This is a genomic window from Azospirillum doebereinerae (genome assembly GCF_003989665.1).
Lineage (GTDB): Bacteria > Pseudomonadota > Alphaproteobacteria > Azospirillales > Azospirillaceae > Azospirillum > Azospirillum doebereinerae.
Genome location: NZ_RZIJ01000009.1, coordinates 1 through 15,909 on the forward strand (window position 1 = coordinate 1; position 15,909 = coordinate 15,909).

Annotated in this window: 13 protein-coding genes; 9 read left to right on the forward strand and 4 right to left on the reverse strand. The window is 69.9% G+C overall.

The features are described from left to right. Positions 1 to 165 precede the first annotated feature (165 nt). A complete protein-coding gene (locus EJ913_RS12795; RefSeq protein ID WP_126998401.1) occupies positions 166 to 1,074 on the reverse strand; it encodes a LysR substrate-binding domain-containing protein in 909 nt (302 codons plus the stop codon). A gap of 127 nt (positions 1,075 to 1,201) precedes the next feature. Here EJ913_RS12795 and argH point away from each other — a divergent pair, with 127 nt between their 5' ends. From argH to EJ913_RS12820, 5 genes are all read left to right on the forward strand, one after another. Beyond that, positions 1,202 to 2,608 (forward strand): argininosuccinate lyase, encoded by a 1,407-nt coding sequence (gene argH, locus EJ913_RS12800; RefSeq protein WP_126998403.1) that lies wholly within the window; start codon positions 1,202 to 1,204, stop codon positions 2,606 to 2,608. Positions 2,609 to 2,711: 103 nt separating this feature from the next. After that, positions 2,712 to 3,557: an amino acid ABC transporter permease gene (locus EJ913_RS12805; RefSeq protein ID WP_126998405.1), complete on the forward strand. Its 846-nt coding sequence runs from the start codon at positions 2,712 to 2,714 to the stop codon at positions 3,555 to 3,557. Continuing rightward, complete coding sequence (locus EJ913_RS12810; protein WP_280531378.1) at positions 3,554 to 4,357, forward strand: amino acid ABC transporter ATP-binding protein; 804 nt, start codon at positions 3,554 to 3,556, stop codon at positions 4,355 to 4,357. Before EJ913_RS12805 ends, EJ913_RS12810 begins: the two co-directional genes overlap by 4 nt. A gap of 84 nt (positions 4,358 to 4,441) precedes the next feature. Continuing rightward, on the forward strand, positions 4,442 to 5,284 hold the full coding sequence (locus EJ913_RS12815) for an ABC transporter substrate-binding protein (RefSeq protein WP_126998407.1): 843 nt from the start codon (positions 4,442 to 4,444) through the stop codon (positions 5,282 to 5,284). A gap of 86 nt (positions 5,285 to 5,370) precedes the next feature. Then, positions 5,371 to 6,768, forward strand: coding sequence for an MmgE/PrpD family protein (locus tag EJ913_RS12820; protein ID WP_126998409.1), 1,398 nt, complete (start codon positions 5,371 to 5,373; stop codon positions 6,766 to 6,768). A 224-nt stretch (positions 6,769 to 6,992) separates the two neighbouring features. On the opposite strand, the gene EJ913_RS12825 is transcribed toward EJ913_RS12820, so the two are convergent. Continuing rightward, positions 6,993 to 7,535, reverse strand: coding sequence for a GNAT family N-acetyltransferase (locus tag EJ913_RS12825; RefSeq protein WP_126998411.1), 543 nt, complete (start codon positions 7,533 to 7,535; stop codon positions 6,993 to 6,995). Between the two features lie 83 nt (positions 7,536 to 7,618). Here EJ913_RS12825 and EJ913_RS12830 point away from each other — a divergent pair, with 83 nt between their 5' ends. The 4 genes from EJ913_RS12830 (at position 7,619) to hmgA (ending at position 11,448) form a co-directional block, all read left to right on the forward strand. Beyond that, a complete protein-coding gene (locus tag EJ913_RS12830; protein ID WP_126998413.1) occupies positions 7,619 to 8,494 on the forward strand; it encodes a polysaccharide deacetylase family protein in 876 nt (291 codons plus the stop codon). A 165-nt stretch (positions 8,495 to 8,659) separates the two neighbouring features. After that, positions 8,660 to 9,718 (forward strand): 4-hydroxyphenylpyruvate dioxygenase, encoded by a 1,059-nt coding sequence (gene hppD, locus EJ913_RS12835; protein WP_126998788.1) that lies wholly within the window; start codon positions 8,660 to 8,662, stop codon positions 9,716 to 9,718. Between the two features lie 11 nt (positions 9,719 to 9,729). Then, on the forward strand, positions 9,730 to 10,116 hold the full coding sequence (locus tag EJ913_RS12840) for a Rieske (2Fe-2S) protein (protein ID WP_185909766.1): 387 nt from the start codon (positions 9,730 to 9,732) through the stop codon (positions 10,114 to 10,116). A 30-nt stretch (positions 10,117 to 10,146) separates the two neighbouring features. Beyond that, positions 10,147 to 11,448, forward strand: coding sequence for a homogentisate 1,2-dioxygenase (gene hmgA, locus EJ913_RS12845; protein WP_126998417.1), 1,302 nt, complete (start codon positions 10,147 to 10,149; stop codon positions 11,446 to 11,448). A gap of 60 nt (positions 11,449 to 11,508) precedes the next feature. On the opposite strand, the gene EJ913_RS12850 is transcribed toward hmgA, so the two are convergent. Then, the gene (locus tag EJ913_RS12850) at positions 11,509 to 15,165 is read right to left on the reverse strand and encodes a hydantoinase B/oxoprolinase family protein (RefSeq protein WP_126998419.1); all 3,657 of its coding nucleotides are present in this window, start codon (positions 15,163 to 15,165) and stop codon (positions 11,509 to 11,511) included. Between the two features lie 112 nt (positions 15,166 to 15,277). Beyond that, on the reverse strand, positions 15,278 to 15,841 hold the full coding sequence (locus tag EJ913_RS12855; protein WP_126998421.1) for a GNAT family N-acetyltransferase: 564 nt from the start codon (positions 15,839 to 15,841) through the stop codon (positions 15,278 to 15,280). Between the last annotated feature and the right edge of the window lie 68 nt (positions 15,842 to 15,909).

Sequence of the window (15,909 nt, forward strand, 5' to 3'; positions counted from 1 at the left end):
CAGTGCCCCCGCATCCGGAAAGAAAGACGTAGCTATGCTCATACGCTCAACGACGTCATTCCTTCGAAACGGTATGAGGGGTATTTGCCGAAGGCGAAGACGAATGTTTGCACCCCCTCACCCCAACCCCTCTCCCGCGAGGGGAGAGGGGCTTTGCTCGACCCTCTACGCAATGACCGGAATTTCTGTCTTCGCGGCCTCTTCGAGGATCCAGTCGCGCAAGGCGCGGATGCCGGGGTTGAGGCGCTGGTTCTCGCGGATGGTCAGCCAGTAACGGTACTCGCTGCGGAAGCTGAGACCCTGCGGGTTGACCAGCCGCCCGTCGGCCAGCTCGTCCAGGATCAGGCAGCGCGGCACCAGTGCCAGGCCCTGGCCGGTGATCGCCCCCCGGATCACCAGCGCGTAGTAGCCGAAGCGGATCAGCCCGGCCGGCGGCGCGTCGCCCAGCCCGTGCGCGGCGGCGAACATCGCCCAGCGCAGCGGCGTCTGCGGGTGATCGAGCAGCGTGAAGCGCCGCGCGTCGGCGGCGTCGGCCAACCCGCCGTTGCGCTCGATCATCGACGGCGCCCCCACCAGCAGCACGTCGCGTCCGAACAGATAGTCGGCGTGCCAGCCGGGCCACGGCCCCTGGCCGAAACGGAACACCAGATCGGCCTCCTCGGCGGTGTCGGTCGGCGCGAAGGTGGTGAACTGCACCGTGGTGTCCGGGCAGCGCTCCATGAAGCGCGGGTAGATCGGCATGAACCAGCGGTCACCCAGGATCGGCAGGACATGCACGCGGATCGCCGATTGCGACCGCCGCAGTTCGGCCACCTTCACGGCGGCGGTCTCCAAGGCCCCGATCACCAGACGCGCCTGCGCGATGTAGATGGCCCCGGCCTCCGTCGGCACCAGCCCGTGGCTGGTCCGCGTGAACAGCGGGGCGCCGACCAGATCCTCGATGCTCTTCAACTGCTTGCTGACCGCGCTCTGAGTCAGGTGGAGCAGCGGCGCCGCCGCCGACACGGTGCCGCCCTGGGCCAGCGCCACGACGACCCGCAGCGCGGTCACGGTGGGGTAGAGTTGGGCAACCATGGCGTCGCGGCCTCCCTGCCGCCGGGGCGGTATTCCATTTGCGACTAGAGTTCCGGAAATCAATTCCGTTGTCCAGAGCCCGATCCTGCGTCACCGTTTCGTCATCCAAACACGAGGGACAAGGTCCATGACTCAGGGCACACAGCTTTGGGGAGCACGCTTCCGTTCGGCCCCGTCTCCGGCCATGAAGCGCCTGTCCCGCTCGCCCAACAGCTATTTCCGGCTCGCTCCGCAGGATCTGAGATCCTCGGCCGCCCACGCGCGGGAACTGGTCCGCGCCGGCATCCTGACCGCGCCGGAGGGCGACGAGATCGTCGCGGCGCTGGCCGCCCTTGGCGCGGACATCGCGGCCGGCACCGTCCAGCCCGCGCCCCAGGACGAGGACGTCCACACCTTCCTGGAGCGCGCGCTGGTCGAGCGCCTCGGCACGCTGGGCGGCAAGCTGCGCGCCGGCCGGTCGCGCAACGACCAAGCGGCCAACGACCTGAAGCTCTACCTGCGGGAAAAGGCGCGCGATATCGCCGCCGGGGTTCTGGAGTTGCAGGACGCGCTGCTGGCCCAGGCCACCGCGCATCAGCAAACGCTGGCGCCGGGCTTCACCCATTTGCAACCGGCCCAGCCGGTGACCTTCGCCCATCAGCTTCTGGCCCACGCCCAGGCCTACGCGCGGGACATCGACCGCCTGACCGACTGGGACCGCCGCTCCGCGCGTTCGCCGCTCGGCGCCGCCGCGCTGGCGGGGTCGGCCATCGCGCTCAGCCCGGAGATCTCGGCGCGCGAACTGGGCTACGACGCGCCTTGCGAGAACTCCATCGACGCGGTGGGCAGCCGCGACCACGTGGCGGAATTCCTGTTCGTCACCGCCATGCTCAGCGTCGACCTGTCGCGGCTGGCCGAGGAGATCTTCCTGTGGTCGTCGCGCCAGTTCGGCTGGGTCGAGCTGGACGACGCCTACGCGACCGGCTCCTCGATCATGCCGCAGAAGAAGAACGCGGACATCGCCGAGCTGACGCGGGGACGCGCGGCGCGGCTGATCAGCGGGCTGAACCTGATGCTGGTCGCGCTGAAGGGCCTGCCCTTCGCCTACAACCGCGACCTGTCGGAGGACAAGTTCGCCGCCTTCGAGGCCATCGACACGCTGGAGCTGGTGCTGCCCGCCATGGCCGGCATGGTGGCGACGATGACGGTCCGCACCGAGGCGCTGGCCCGGCAATCGACCGAAGGCTTCACCCTGGCGACCGAGGTCGCCGACTGGCTGTCGCGCAACGGCGTGCCGTTCAGCGAGGCGCACGAGATCACCGGGGCGCTGGTCCGGTATTGCGAGGAGCACGGCGTCGGCCTGTCGGATCTGTCGCCGGAACAACTGGCCTCGGTCGATCCCCGGCTGACGGCGGACGTCCTGCCCCACCTGACGCCCGAGGCGGCGGTGGCGGCCCGTTCCGGCTACGGCGGCACCGCCCCGGCCCGCGTCGCCGAGCAGATCGACCGGCTGCGGACGCTGTGCGACAGCCAGCGTCAATGGGCGGCGGCCTGACCCCGTCCGAGACCGGCGAGGCTCCCCCGGAAACGCGGTGTCGGCCGCGCCCCGGAGGAGCGTACGCTGTGGGTTCCCGCTCATCCCGTCTTGTGAGGGCGCCATGACCGACACCGTCTACGAGATCAGCCACCTCACGCTGGTGCCCCGGCGCCACCCCGGACGCGCCGTCGGGGCGGCGGTCGTGCTGGGGCTACTGGCCGCGCTGGTCTATTCCTTCGCCGTCGGCCAGATCGAATGGTCCTACGTCGCCGAGTTCCTGACCGTCCCGGTCATCCTGCACGGTCTGGGCAACACCATCCTGATGGCGATCCTCGCCATGCTGCTCGGGCTGGCGCTGGGCGTCGTCTTCGCCGTCATGCGGCTGTCCGAGAACCCGGTCCTGAAATACACCGCCATCGCCTATGTCTGGTTCTTCCGGGCGGTGCCGGCCCTGCTGCAACTGCTGCTGTGGTTCAACCTCGCCCTGATCTTCCCGTACATCGGCCTGCCGGGGGTGTTCAGCGTGCGGACGGTGGAGGTGATGACGCCCTTCGTCGCCGCGCTGCTGGGGCTGGGCATCCAGCAGGGCGCCTTCACGGCGGAGGTGGTGCGCGCCGGCCTGCTGTCGGTCGACAAGGGGCAGTACGAGGCGGCGCAGTCCATTGGCATGCCGCGCTTGCAGATGCTGCGCCGGATCATCATGCCGCAGGCGATGCGGGTGATCGTGCCGCCGGTCGGCAACGAGTTCATCGGCATGGTGAAGCTGACCTCGCTAGCCAGCGTCATCCAGTTCACCGACATCCTGCACAGCGCGCAGAACATCTACTACGCCAACTCCCGCGTCATCGAGCTGCTGATCGTCGCGGCCAGCTGGTACCTCGTCACCGTGACGGCGCTGAGCCTGATCCAGATGCGCATCGAACGGTATTACGCCAAGGGCGTCCGCCCGGTCGGAGGAAACGCATGATGGCGAGCGATCCGCTGCATCTCCACGCCGTCGGCGACGAGCCGCTGGTGGTCGCCGCCGACGTCCGCAAGCGCTTCGGCTCCGTCGAGGTCCTCAAGGGCATCAGCCTGCGGGTGGCCAAGGGCGAGGTTCTGGGCGTCATCGGTCCGTCCGGGTCGGGCAAGAGCACCTTTTTGCGCTGCATCAACCAATTGGAGCGCATCGACGGCGGCGCCATCTTCGTCGGCGGCGAACTGATTGGCTACCGCCGGGTCGGCGACAAGCTGCACGAGCTGGACGATGGCGAGATCGCCCGCCAGCGCCGCTCCATCGGCATGGTCTTCCAGCGCTTCAACCTGTTCCCGCACCTGACGGTCACCCAGAACATCACCGAGGGACCGGTGCAGGTGCTGCGCGAACGCCCGGCCGAGGCGCGCGACCACGCCCACGCCCTGCTGGAGCGCGTCGGGCTGGCCGACAAGCGCGACGCCTACCCCGCCGAGCTGTCGGGCGGCCAGCAGCAGCGCGTCGCCATCGCGCGGACGCTGGCGATGCGGCCCAAGCTGATCCTGTTCGACGAGCCGACCTCCGCGCTGGACCCCGAGCTGGTGGGGGAGGTGCTGACCGTGATGCGCGACCTCGCGGCCAGCGGCATGACGATGATCGTGGTGACGCACGAGCTGGGCTTCGCCCGCGACGTCTGCCAGCGCGTCGCCTTCATGGATCGCGGGCAGGTCGTCGAGATCGGCGATCCCCGGCAGGTTCTCGCCAAGCCGACCCAGAAGCGGACCCAGGATTTCATCTCCATGGTTCGGAAATAGAGCTTCCGGAAGCAAGCAGGACAGGACGCGACACCCAACGTTTCGTGTTTTGAAAACAAACCAAATGAACAAGGAGCTTTCGTCATGAACCGCATTCTTTCCACCGTCTGCGCCGTGGCCCTGACGGCCGGTGTCCTGTCCGCCCCCGCCTCGGCGCAAGGGCTGCCGGACAACATCAAGGCGTCCAAGACCATCACCGTGGCCAACGTGCCCAACTACCCGCCGATGGAGTTCAAGGATCCCAAGACCGCGACCCTGACCGGCCTCGACATCGACCTCGGCCACGCGCTGTTCAAGAAGCTCGGCCTCGAGGTGAAGTGGCAGGAGATCAGCTTCGAGCAGATGGTCAGCGGCCTGACGACCGGCCGCGTCGATATGATCCTGTCCGGCATGACCGACACCGAGGCCCGCCGCGAGACGCTGGACTTCGTCGATTACCTGACCACCGGCGCGCAGTTCTACACGACCATCGACAACAAGGACGCCTTCAAGGCGATGACCGACCTGTGCGGCAAGACGGTCGGCGCCAGCCGCCGCACCAGCTTCCCCGGCGAGATGGAGAAGTGGAGCAAGGCGAACTGCGAGGCCGCCGGCAAGCCGGCTTTGACCATCGTCGGCACCGAAGGCTCCGCCGACGCCCGCACCCAGCTGCGCCAGAAGCGCCTCGACGCCGCCGTCCAGGGCAGCGAGACCCTGCCCTACCTGCTGACGCTGGAGCCGAACGCCTACGTGATCATCGGCCAGCCCTTCACCCAGCAGCACCAGGGCATGGCCTTCGCCAAGACCGCCCCCGGCCTGCGCGACACGGTCGCCAAGGCGTTGCAGGACATCATCGCCGACGGCACCTACAAGGCCGTGCTGGCCAAGTGGAACCTGGAGGCGAACGGCGTGACGACGGCGCTGGTCAACGGCCAGCCGGTGAAGTGAGCGCGGCGCCCACACCGTGATCCGTCTTGCGAACCGTCGCGGCGACGCGGCGGTTCGCACCGAGACCCTTTCGATTGGCCGGAACCATGCCATCCGACTCCCAGCATGCGCGGGTCCTCGCCCGCTTCGTCGCGGGCACGGCCGCCCACGCCCTTCCCGACGCGATCCTCGCCAAGGCCAAGCGGCACACGCTCGACACGCTGGCCTGCGGGATCGCCGGGGCGGCCTCGGCGGAGGGGGCGGCGCTGCTCGCCACGGTGCTGGCGACCGAGCCGGCCGGCGATGAACCGGTCTGGGGCACCGACCGCCGGGTCGGCGCCCGCTCGGCGGCCCTGGTCAACGGGACGGCCTGCCACGCCTTCGAACTTGACGACACCGGCGGCTGCGACCATTCCGGCGCGGTGGTCGTGCCGGCGGCGGTCGCGGCGCTGGGGCTGGCCGAGCGGCCGGTCTCTGGCCGCGAGTTCCTCCTCGCCGTCACGCTCGGCTACGACGTGGCGCGCCGGGTGCTGGAGGCCTGCGGCGCCTACCGGCCGCACAACGAGGCCGGCTGGCACTCCACCGCCACCTGCGGCCCCTTCGGCGCGGCGGCGGCGGCGGCCCGCATCCTCGGCCTGCCCGCCGAGGCCGTCGCCCACGCGCTGGGCCACGCCGCGAGCTTCAGCGGTGGGTTGTGGGCCTTCATCCACGACGGCAGCCAGACCAAGCGCGTCCACGCCGGCCGCGCGGCGGAGGGCGGGTTGCTGGCGGCGCTGCTGGCGCGGGGCGGGCTGACCGGGCCGGCGGCCGTGTTCGAGGACGTGTGGGGTGGGTTCCTGCGCACCTTCGCGCCGGGCTCGGCGGTGCCGGAGGCGCTGGTGGACGGGCTCGGCGAGCGCTGGCGGCTGGAGCGGGTGGCGATCAAGCCGCACGCCTCCTGCCGGGGCACCCACGGTGCCATCGACGCGCTGGGCGCGCTGATCCGCCGGCACGGCCTGCGGGCCGACGACATCCGCTACGTTCGTGTGCGGGCGCCGGCCTTCCTCGTCGGCATGTGCGGGGGGCGGGAAGTCTCCAGCCTCGCCGCCGCGCAGATGAGCCTTCCCTTCGCGCTCGCCACGCTGATCGTTGCGCCGGAGGGCGGGGTCGGTCTCGACGCGTTCCGGGCCGGGCGGCGTGGTGACTCCGCTTTGCGCGCGGCGATGGAGAAGGTGGTTCTGGAGACCGATCCCGCGCTCGGCGGGTCGGAGGAGCCGTTCGTGACGGTGGAAACCGCCGATGGCCGCAGCCTTGTTGATCGAATCGTCGATCCGCTCGGTTCGCCCACCAACCCGCTGCCGCCCGCCGAGCATCTGGCGAAAATCCGGCGCCTTGCCGGAATGGCGCTGGAGGAGGATGCGGTCGCCCGTCTGATCGCTACCGTCGAGGGACTTGACGAGGAGGCGGATGTCCGGGGGCTGGCGGAACGGCTGCGGGCGCTGGGCGCACCGCGCCGCTTCGCCTGACGGGCAGGGAGGGCACCGCCATGGACCGGCCGGCACGTCTTCCTCTTGAGCGTCCGAACGGTATCGAAAGAGTCCGGCCTCGGTTGCCTCCTCCCCATCCCTCCCCCGCCTCTGGCGGGAGAGGGGGCCGGACCCTTGTCGGTGTTCGGCGGAGTTCTCTCTCCCGCCAAGGGCGGGGGATGGTTAGGGAGGGGGCAACCGGCGCCTCTCCCTCGCCGTTCGGTTCAACCGGCCTCCGCATCCCGCCCCAGAAGACACGCCGGATCGTCCCAGACGTAGAGCAAATTCTCCGAGCGCCAGATCGGCCCCGGATCGACGTAGCGCCCATGCAACCGCCCGCCCATGGCCTCGTAGAAGGCAATCGCCGGATCGTTGCCGATCACGACGCCGAGCCCCACCCCCGTCGCCCCACGCGCAAAAAGCTCCGCGCCCAGCGCGGTCAGCAACCGCCGGCCGATCCCCTGTCGCGCGTGGGCGCGGTCGACGTAGAGATACTTGACCTCCGGCCGCCCTCCGAACGCCGCCTCCGTCGACGGACCGCCCAGCGCGAACCCGGCGACCGCCCCATCCCAGGTCGCGACGATCAGCGCCGTGTCCGGGCCGGGATCTTGCAGCAACGTCACCCAGAAGGCCCGCCGCCGGTCCTCGTTCAACAGACGGATCGCCGCCTCCGGCGCAAGATCCCGGTAGGTGTGGCGCCAGACCCCGGCGTGGATCCGCGCCAGTTCCCCCGCATCGGCAAGGCTGGCGCTCCTCAGTTCGATCATTCCCGGCTTTCCTGTGGCGAGACGGACACACGCCGCCATCCCACCCCATCCCGCAGCGATCCGCAACCCGGCAGGACCGTCCCATGATGCCAGACCTCACTCCCAAACCCGCGAACCCGGCCCCGCCCGCCCCCGACTTCCCCTGGCCGAACGGCGCCCGCTGCGCGCTGTTCCCCGGCTTCGACGTCGACGCGGAATCGGTTTGGCTCGGCGGCGATCGCCGCAACGCCGAACGCCTCGTCACCATGTCCTACGGCGGCTACGAGGCGCGGGTCGGCATCCCGAAGATCCTCGAACTGCTCGCCCGTCACGCGGTGAAGGCGACCTTCTTCGTCACCGGCTGGACGGCCGAGGCCCACCCCGCCGCCTGCGAGGCGATCCTGAAGGGCGGCCACGAGATCGCCCATCACGGCTATCTGCACATACGGCCCGAGCCGGGCGATCTGGCGACGATGGTCGAGGAGGTGGATCGCGGCTTCGACGCGCTGAAGCGGATCCTCGGCGTCACCCCGGTCGGCTACCGCGCGCCGTCCGGCGAGAACTTCACCGAGCTGCTCCAGCTTCTGCGCGACCGGGGCATCCGCTACTCCAGCTCTTGGCGGGACGACATCCGGCCCTACCGCCACGCCCTGCCCGACGGCGCCGGGCCGATCGAGATTCCGGTGAACTACAGCTTCGACGACTGGAATTTCGGCATGAGCCACCGCAGCAGCCCGCGCGCCCTGTTCGGCCGCGAGGAGGTTCTGTCCATCTGGCGCGACGAGTTCGACCAGACCCGCGACTGGAACGGGGTCGCCACCATGATCATGCACCCGCAGGTCACCGGCCGCCCGATGCGCTACCGCATCCTGGAGGAGTTCTTCGCCCATGTCCGCCAATACGACGACGTGTGGTGGGCGACCGGCCGCGAGATCGCCGACCATTACGAAGCCTGCGAGCGCGCGGCGCTTCCGGCGTAGCCCGGACCATCCATGACGGGGGGCGATGGCGGCCCCCTGGACTTTCCGTTTCACAAACGGATCGTTTTATGGTTTCAATTGAAACGACATGGAGGAAACCGGTTCCGGGCTCCCCGCGCCGCACCAGGAGACGCCGCCTTGACGATCATCACCGACGACAACCCGATGGGCACCGACGGCTTCGAGTTCGTCGAATACGCCTCGACCGAACCGGAGAAGCTCGGCGCGCTGTTCGAGACGATGGGCTTCGCGGCCGTCGCCCGGCACCGCTCGAAGAACGTGACCCTCTACCGCCAGGGCGACGTCAACTTCATCGTCAACGCCGAGCCCGACAGCTTCGCCCGCCGCTTCGCCGAGGCGCACGGCCCCTGCGCCTGCGCCATGGCCTTCCGCGTGGCGGACGCCAAACACGCCTTCGACCGCGCGGTGAGCCTGGGCGCCAAGCCGGTGCCCAACCCGGTCGGCCCGATGGAGCTGAACATCCCGGCCATCGAGGGCATCGGCGGCAGCCTGCTCTATTTCGTCGACCGCTACGGCGACAACGGGTCGATCTACGACGTCGATTTCCGCTGGGCGGGCGCGCGCGAGGCCCATCCCGAGGGGGTCGGGCTGCACACCATCGACCACCTGACCCACAACGTCCAGCGCGGCAACATGGCGGTGTGGGCCGGCTTCTACGAGCGGCTCTTCAACTTCCGCCAGATCCGCTACTTCGACATCGAGGGCAAGTTCACCGGCCTGTTCTCCAAGGCGCTGACCAGCCCGGACGGCAAGATCCGCATCCCAATCAACGAGAGCGCCGACGACAAGAGCCAGATCGAGGAATACCTGCGCGACTACAAGGGCGAGGGCATCCAGCACGTCGCGCTGGAGACCGACGACATCTACGACACCGTGGACCGGCTGGGCCGCAACGGGCTGGACTTCATGCCGGCCCCACCCGACGCTTATTACGCCAAGGTGGAGGACCGCCTGCCCGGCCATGGCGAGCCGCTGGAACGCCTGCGCGAATACGGCCTGCTGATCGATGGCGGCGGGGTGGTCGAGGGCAAGGACACCAAGCTGCTGCTGCAGATCTTCTCCAAGACGGTGATCGGCCCGATCTTCTTCGAGTTCATCCAGCGCAAGGGCGACGACGGCTTCGGCGAGGGCAACTTCAAGGCCCTGTTCGAAAGCATCGAGGCCGACCAGCTCAACCGCGGCGTCATCGGCCCGGCGGCGTGAGGAAGGACCCCTTGCCGGCGGACGACGAGTCCTGGCGCCAGGATCCCCAAGCCCCGGCGCCGGGAACGGCGCTGGGGCCGCTGGACGCCCTGCCCGATGGCGAGGCCAAGGAGTTCCGCTTCGGCGAGGGCCGCCGCGTCTTCTCGATGCTGACCATTCGCCAGGGGGACGCCGTCCGCGCCTACGTCAACGCCTGCCCGCATGTCTGGCTGCCGCTGACCTACCGGCACGGCCGGGTGCTCAGCGAAGACGGACGGCGCCTGATCTGCTCCAGTCACTTCGCTGAATTCTCGGTCGAGGACGGGCGGCCGTTGTCCGGCCCGGTGACGCCCGGCTGCCGTCTGGCGGCGGTGCCGGTCCTGGTCGATCCCGACGGCCTCGTCCGCATCGCGTCCTGACCGCCCCTCCGTTCCGGGAGAGCCAAGCCCATGAGTTTCCCCGCCCCCCTCGCCTACCAGTCCGGCTTCGGCAACGAGTTCGCCACCGAGGCTCTGCCCGGCGCGCTGCCGGTCGGCCGCAACGCGCCGCAGCGCCCGCCCTACGGGCTCTACGCCGAACAGCTCTCGGGCACGGCCTTCACGGCGCCGCGCGCGCGCAACCGGCGCTCCTGGCTCTACCGCATCCGCCCGGCGGCGGTTCATCTGCCCTTCGAGCCGCTGGAGGGAAACCACCGGCTGCTCAGCCGCTTCGACGCGGTGCCGACGCCGCCCAACCAACTGCGCTGGGCCCCTCCGCCGATGCCGGACACGCCCACCGACTTCCTCGACGGGCTGGTCACCATGGCCGGCAACGGCGGGCCGGAGGCGCAGACCGGCTGCGGCATCCACCTCTACGCCGCCAACCGGCCGATGACCGGTCGCTTCTTCTACGACGCCGACGGCGAATTGCTGATCGTGCCGCAGCAGGGCCGGCTGCGCCTGCTCACCGAACTGGGCGTGCTGGAGGTCGAGCCGCAGGAGATCGCGCTGATCCCGCGAGGACTCCGTTTCCGCGTCGAGTTGCCGGACGGCACCGCGCGCGGCTATGTCTGCGAGAATTACGGGGCGCACTTCCAGCTTCCCGACCTCGGCCCCATCGGCGCCAACGGTCTGGCCAACCCGCGCGACTTCCTGACGCCCACGGCGTGGTACGAGGACATCGACGGCGATTTCGAACTGGTCGCCAAGTTCCTGGGCAATCTGTGGACCGCGCGGATCGGCCACTCGCCGCTCGACGTGGTCGCGTGGCACGGCAACTGCGCGCCTTGCAAATACGATTTGCGCCGTTTCAACACCATCGGCTCGATCAGCTTCGACCACCCCGATCCGTCGATCTTCCTGGTCCTGCAATCGCCGAGCGACACGCCCGGCGTGGACAGCATCGACTTCGTGATCTTCCCGCCGCGCTGGCTGGTGCAGCAGGACACCTTCCGGCCGCCCTGGTTCCACCGCAACTACGCCAGCGAGTTCATGGGCCTGATCGTTGGGGTCTACGACGCCAAGGAGGAGGGGTTCCTGCCCGGCGGCGCCAGCTTGCACAACTGCATGAGCGGCCACGGCCCCGACGCCGAGACCTTCGCCAAGGCGACCGCCGCCGACACGTCCGCCCCCCAGCGCGTCGCCGACACCATGGCCTTCATGGTCGAGACCCGCGCCGTCATCCGGCCGACGCGCTTCGCGCTGGAGACGGCGCAGCTCCAGCACGAGTATTACCGCTGCTGGCAGGGGCTGGAGCGCCGTTTCCAGCCCTGATGCCCTGGGTCGGGCGGGGGTTGCCGCGAAGCGTCGTCACCCTACGCTCCCCCGACCGCCTCAGGCTCCCGCCGCCTCCCCGTAACCGCCACCGCCCGGCGTCTCGACCACCAGCGCGTCGCCCGGCTGGACCGCCATGCGGTCCTGCGGGGCCAGTTCCTGCACACTGCCGTCCGCCCGCTGGATCCAGGTCCGGCCAAGCGCGCCGTCCGCCCCGCCCTTCAGGCCGAAGGGCGCCACCTTGCGGTGGTTGGCGAGGATGGCGGCGGTCATCGCCTCCAGGAAGCGCAGACGGCGGACCACCCCGTCGCCGCCGCGCCAGCGCCCCGCCCCGCCCGACCCGCGCCGGATGCGGAAGCTCTCGACCAGCACCGGGAAGCGCCATTCCAGCACCTCCGGGTCGGTCAGGCGCGAATTGGTCATGTGGGTCTGCACCGCGTCGGTCCCGTCGAAGCCGTCGCCAGCCCCCGAGCCACCGCAGACCGTCTCGTAGTACTGGTGCCGTTCGTTCCCGAAGGTCGTGTTGTTCATGGTGCCCTGGGCGGACGCCATCACCCCCAGCGCGCCGAACAGCGCGTCGACGATGCATTGGCTGGTCTCGACGTTGCCGGCGACCACGGCGGCGGGGCTTTCGGGCGCCAGCATGCTGCCCTCGGGGATGACGATCTCGATGGGGCGCAGGCAGCCCTCGTTCATCGGGATGTCGTCGTCCACCAGCGTGCGGAAGACGTAGAGCACCGCCGCCCGGCACACCGCCGAGGGGGCGTTGAAGTTGTTGGCGAGCTGCGCGCTGGTCCCGGTGAAGTCCACCTTGGCCGAGCGCGTCTCCCGGTCGATGGACACCGCCAGCGCGATGACCGCACCGTTGTCGAGCGTCACCGAGAAAGCCCCGTCGCGCAGCACGCCGATGGCGCGGCGGACCTGCTCCTCGGCGTTGTCCTGGACGTGGCGCATGTAGGCGGCGACGGTGGTCAGCCCATGGGAGCGGACGATGCGGTGAAGCTCCCGCATGCCCTGCTCGTTGGCGGCGATCTGCGCCTTGAGATCGCCGATGTTCTGCGCCGGGTTGCGCGCGGGGTGCGGGCCGGAGCCCAGCAGCTCCAGCAGTTCCTCCTCGCGGAACCGCCCGTCCTCGATCAGCGGCACGCAGTCCAGCAGCACGCCCTCGTCGGCGATGGTGACGCTGTCCGGCGGCATCGAGCCGGGGGTGATGCCGCCGACGTCGGCGTGGTGCCCGCGCGAGGCGACGAAGAACAGCAGCTCCTTCCCAGCCTCGTCGAACACCGGCGAGACGACGGTGATGTCGGGCAGATGGGTTCCGCCGTGGTAGGGGTCGTTCAGCGCGAAGACCTCGCCGGGGGCGAAGGCGCCGCCGCGCCGCTCCACCACCGCTCGCACGCTCTCGCCCATCGACCCCAGATGGACCGGCATGTGGGGGGCGTTGGCGATCAGCCCGCCGTCGCGGTCGAACAGCGCGCAGGAGAAGTCGAGCCGCTCCTTGATGTTCACCGAACGGGCGGTCTTCTCCAGCGTCACGCCCATGCGCTCGGCGATGGACATGAACAGGTTGTTGAAGACCTCCAGCGTCACCGGGTCGGCCGTGGTCCCGGCGGCGAGGCGCTGGCTGGCCGGTTCCAGCCGGGTCATCACCAGATGGTTCTTGCGGGTGACCTCGGCGATCCAGCCCGGCTCGATCACCGTGGTGGCGACCGCCTCGGCCAGCACCGCCGGGCCGACGACGCGGTTGCCCGGCTGGAACTGGGCGCGGTCGTAGAGCGGGGCCTCGCGCGCCTTGTCGCCGGTGTAAAGCGCCACCGTGGCGAGCCGGCGCGGCAGGGCGCTGGTGGATTGGCCGGCGAAATCGGGATCCTCCGCCGCGTCGGTCAGGCCGACCGCCTCCAGCGTCACCGATTCCACCTCCAGCGCGGTGCCGGGGGTGAGGAAGCCGTAGCGGCGGCGGTGAGCGTCGGCAAAGGCCGCCGTCATGGCGACGCGCGACCCGAACGGCACCGCCAGCGCCGTGTCCGACCCCGACGCCTTGACGTGGACCCGGCGGTGGATGGTCTGGCGGTCCGCCGCGATGCCCTGGCGGGTCAGCTCGGCCCGCCCCTCGGTCTCCAGATCGGTGAGGAGCAGGGTCAGGCGGTCGACCACCGCCTCGCTCAGCGGCCCCTCGACCGCGCGCTCGCGGATGGCGACGGTGTCGGCCAGCCCGATGCCGTAGGCCGACAGCACGCCGGCCTGCGGGTGCAGGAACACCCGCGTCATGCCCAGCGCGTCGGCGACCGCGCAGACATGCTGCCCGGCCGCGCCGCCGAAGCCGTTCAGCGTGTAATGGGTGACGTCGTGCCCGCGCTCCACCGAAATCTTCTTGATGGCGTTGGCCATGTTGTCCACCGCGATGCGCAGGAAGCCCTCGGCCACCTGATGCGGCGTCATCGTGGTGCCGAGCGCGGCGTTGACCGTTGCCGCCAGTTCGGTAAAGCGGGCCTTCACCACCTCGGCGTCGAGCGGCTGGTTCCCCTCCGGTCCGAAGACCTGCGGGAAGAAGCGCGGCTGGAGCTTGCCGACCATCACGTTGCAGTCGGTGACGGTCAGCGGCCCGCCGCGCCGGTAGCAGGCCGGGCCGGGGTTGGCCCCGGCGCTGTCCGGCCCGACGCGGAAGCGGGTGCCGTCGAAGACGCAGAGCGACCCGCCGCCGGCCGCCACCGTGTGGATGTGCATCATCGGCGCCCGCACCCGCACCCCGGCGACGGTGGTGTCGAAGGCGCGCTCGTACTCCCCGGCGTAGTGCGACACGTCGGTCGAGGTGCCGCCCATGTCGAAGCCGATGACCTTGTCGAACCCCGCCATCCGCGCGGTGCGCACGGCGCCGACCACGCCACCCGCCGGCCCCGACAGGATGGCGTCCTTGCCCTGGAAGCGCCGGGCGTCGGTCAACCCGCCGTTCGACTGCATGAACATCAGCGGCACGCCGTTCAGGTCGCCGGCCACCCTGTCGACGTAACGGCGCAGGATCGGCGAGAGGTAGGCGTCGGCCACCGTGGTGTCGCCGCGCCCGACCAGCTTCATCAGCGGGCTGACCAGATGGCTGACCGAGACCTGGGTGAAGCCGACCGCGCGGGCCAGCGAGGCGACCTGACGCTCGTGCTCGGGGTAGCGGTAGCCGTGCATCAGCACCACGGCGGCGGCGCGGAAACCGAGCCGGTAGGCCTCCTCCAATCCGCGACGAACGGCGTGCAGGTCGACCGGCTTCAGGACGCGGCCGTCGGCCATCACCCGTTCCGGCACCTCGACCACACGGGTGTGGAGCTGTTCGGGCAGCACGATCCGCCGGGCGAAGATCTTGGGCCGCGCCTGATGCCCGATGCGGAGCTGGTCGCCGAAGCCCTCGGTCACCACCAGCACGGTCGGCTCGCCCTTGCGTTCCAACAGGGCGTTGGTGGCGACGGTCGTGCCCATCTTGACGGCCTCGACCGCGTCGGCCGGGATCGACTCGCCGGGCTTCAGTCCCAGCAGGTCGCGGATGCCCTGGACGGCGGCATCGGCGTAGCGCTCCGGGTTGTCGGACAACAGCTTGTGCGTGACGACCGCGCTGTCCGGGCGCCGCGCCACGATGTCGGTGAAGGTGCCCCCACGGTCGATCCAGAACTGCCAGCGGCCACCCTCGTGGCCCAGTCCATTCTGGCCGTTCCCCTCACGCGTCTTGCCGTCCATGCTCGCACCCAAGGCTCCGCCGCGCGGCACACGCGCCGCGCTTGAGGGCGGAGTTTCGCGATCCGGACGCCAACGTCAACGACTCAAATGACGCTCCCGAGGGCAGCGTCCATCAGGCTGCGGCCAGATCGCTCTGGCCGGAGGAAAAGCTGGCGAGCAGGCTGTTGAACGCGCCCGATCCGTCCTCCAGCGCTTCCAGCGCGAAGGAGAACTGGTTGGGGGTCGGCAGATCAAAGCGGGCGGTGATCTCGCCGTATTCCATCTCCATCCTGCCGCCGAAGCGCCGCGCCAGGGCGCGCATGCGGATGTTCTCCGCCAGGCACAGCATGTGGACCTTGCCGATGGAGCGGTTGCGGGCGACGGTCAGCGCGCGGCGGATCAGCGTGCTGCCGACGCCCCGGCCCTGAAGCTCCGTCTCGACGCTGATGCCGAATTCGGCCTCGTTCGGCCACAGGACGCGGTCGCCGCACAGCTCCAGCGCGGCGCGCAGTTCGCCGTTCAGGAAGGCGCCGATCAGCGTGGTGCGCGTCCAGTCGATGGCGGCGCAGTGGCGCTCCAGCACCTCGTCCGACACGGTTCCGGCAAAGCGGGCGTAGCGGTCGGCAGGATCGAGGCGAAGAAGATGCGCCCGGTAGAGGGGCAGTTCGGTCGGCAGGATCTTGCGGATGACAGTCATGGCTCTCGCTCACGGTTCTCGATTTCGAAAACGCATTGCGCAGAACGTTCAACCCCAGAAAGCCGGTG

Bases quoted from the DNA above. Each gene is read 5' to 3' on its own strand.
- EJ913_RS12820 (WP_126998409.1), top strand. From the start codon at position 5,371: ATGCCATCCGACTCCCAGCATGCGCGGGTCCTCGCCCGCTTCGTCGCG.
- hppD (WP_126998788.1), top strand. From the start codon at position 8,660: ATGGGCACCGACGGCTTCGAGTTCGTCGAATACGCCTCGACCGAACCG.
- EJ913_RS12810 (WP_280531378.1), top strand. From the start codon at position 3,554: ATGATGGCGAGCGATCCGCTGCATCTCCACGCCGTCGGCGACGAGCCG.
- hmgA (WP_126998417.1), top strand. From the start codon at position 10,147: ATGAGTTTCCCCGCCCCCCTCGCCTACCAGTCCGGCTTCGGCAACGAG.
- EJ913_RS12855 (WP_126998421.1), bottom strand. From the start codon at position 15,841: ATGACTGTCATCCGCAAGATCCTGCCGACCGAACTGCCCCTCTACCGG.
- EJ913_RS12815 (WP_126998407.1), top strand. From the start codon at position 4,442: ATGAACCGCATTCTTTCCACCGTCTGCGCCGTGGCCCTGACGGCCGGT.
- EJ913_RS12830 (WP_126998413.1), top strand. From the start codon at position 7,619: ATGATGCCAGACCTCACTCCCAAACCCGCGAACCCGGCCCCGCCCGCC.
- EJ913_RS12795 (WP_126998401.1), bottom strand. From the start codon at position 1,074: ATGGTTGCCCAACTCTACCCCACCGTGACCGCGCTGCGGGTCGTCGTG.
- EJ913_RS12825 (WP_126998411.1), bottom strand. From the start codon at position 7,535: ATGATCGAACTGAGGAGCGCCAGCCTTGCCGATGCGGGGGAACTGGCG.
- argH (WP_126998403.1), top strand. From the start codon at position 1,202: ATGACTCAGGGCACACAGCTTTGGGGAGCACGCTTCCGTTCGGCCCCG.
- EJ913_RS12805 (WP_126998405.1), top strand. From the start codon at position 2,712: ATGACCGACACCGTCTACGAGATCAGCCACCTCACGCTGGTGCCCCGG.
- EJ913_RS12850 (WP_126998419.1), bottom strand. From the start codon at position 15,165: ATGGACGGCAAGACGCGTGAGGGGAACGGCCAGAATGGACTGGGCCAC.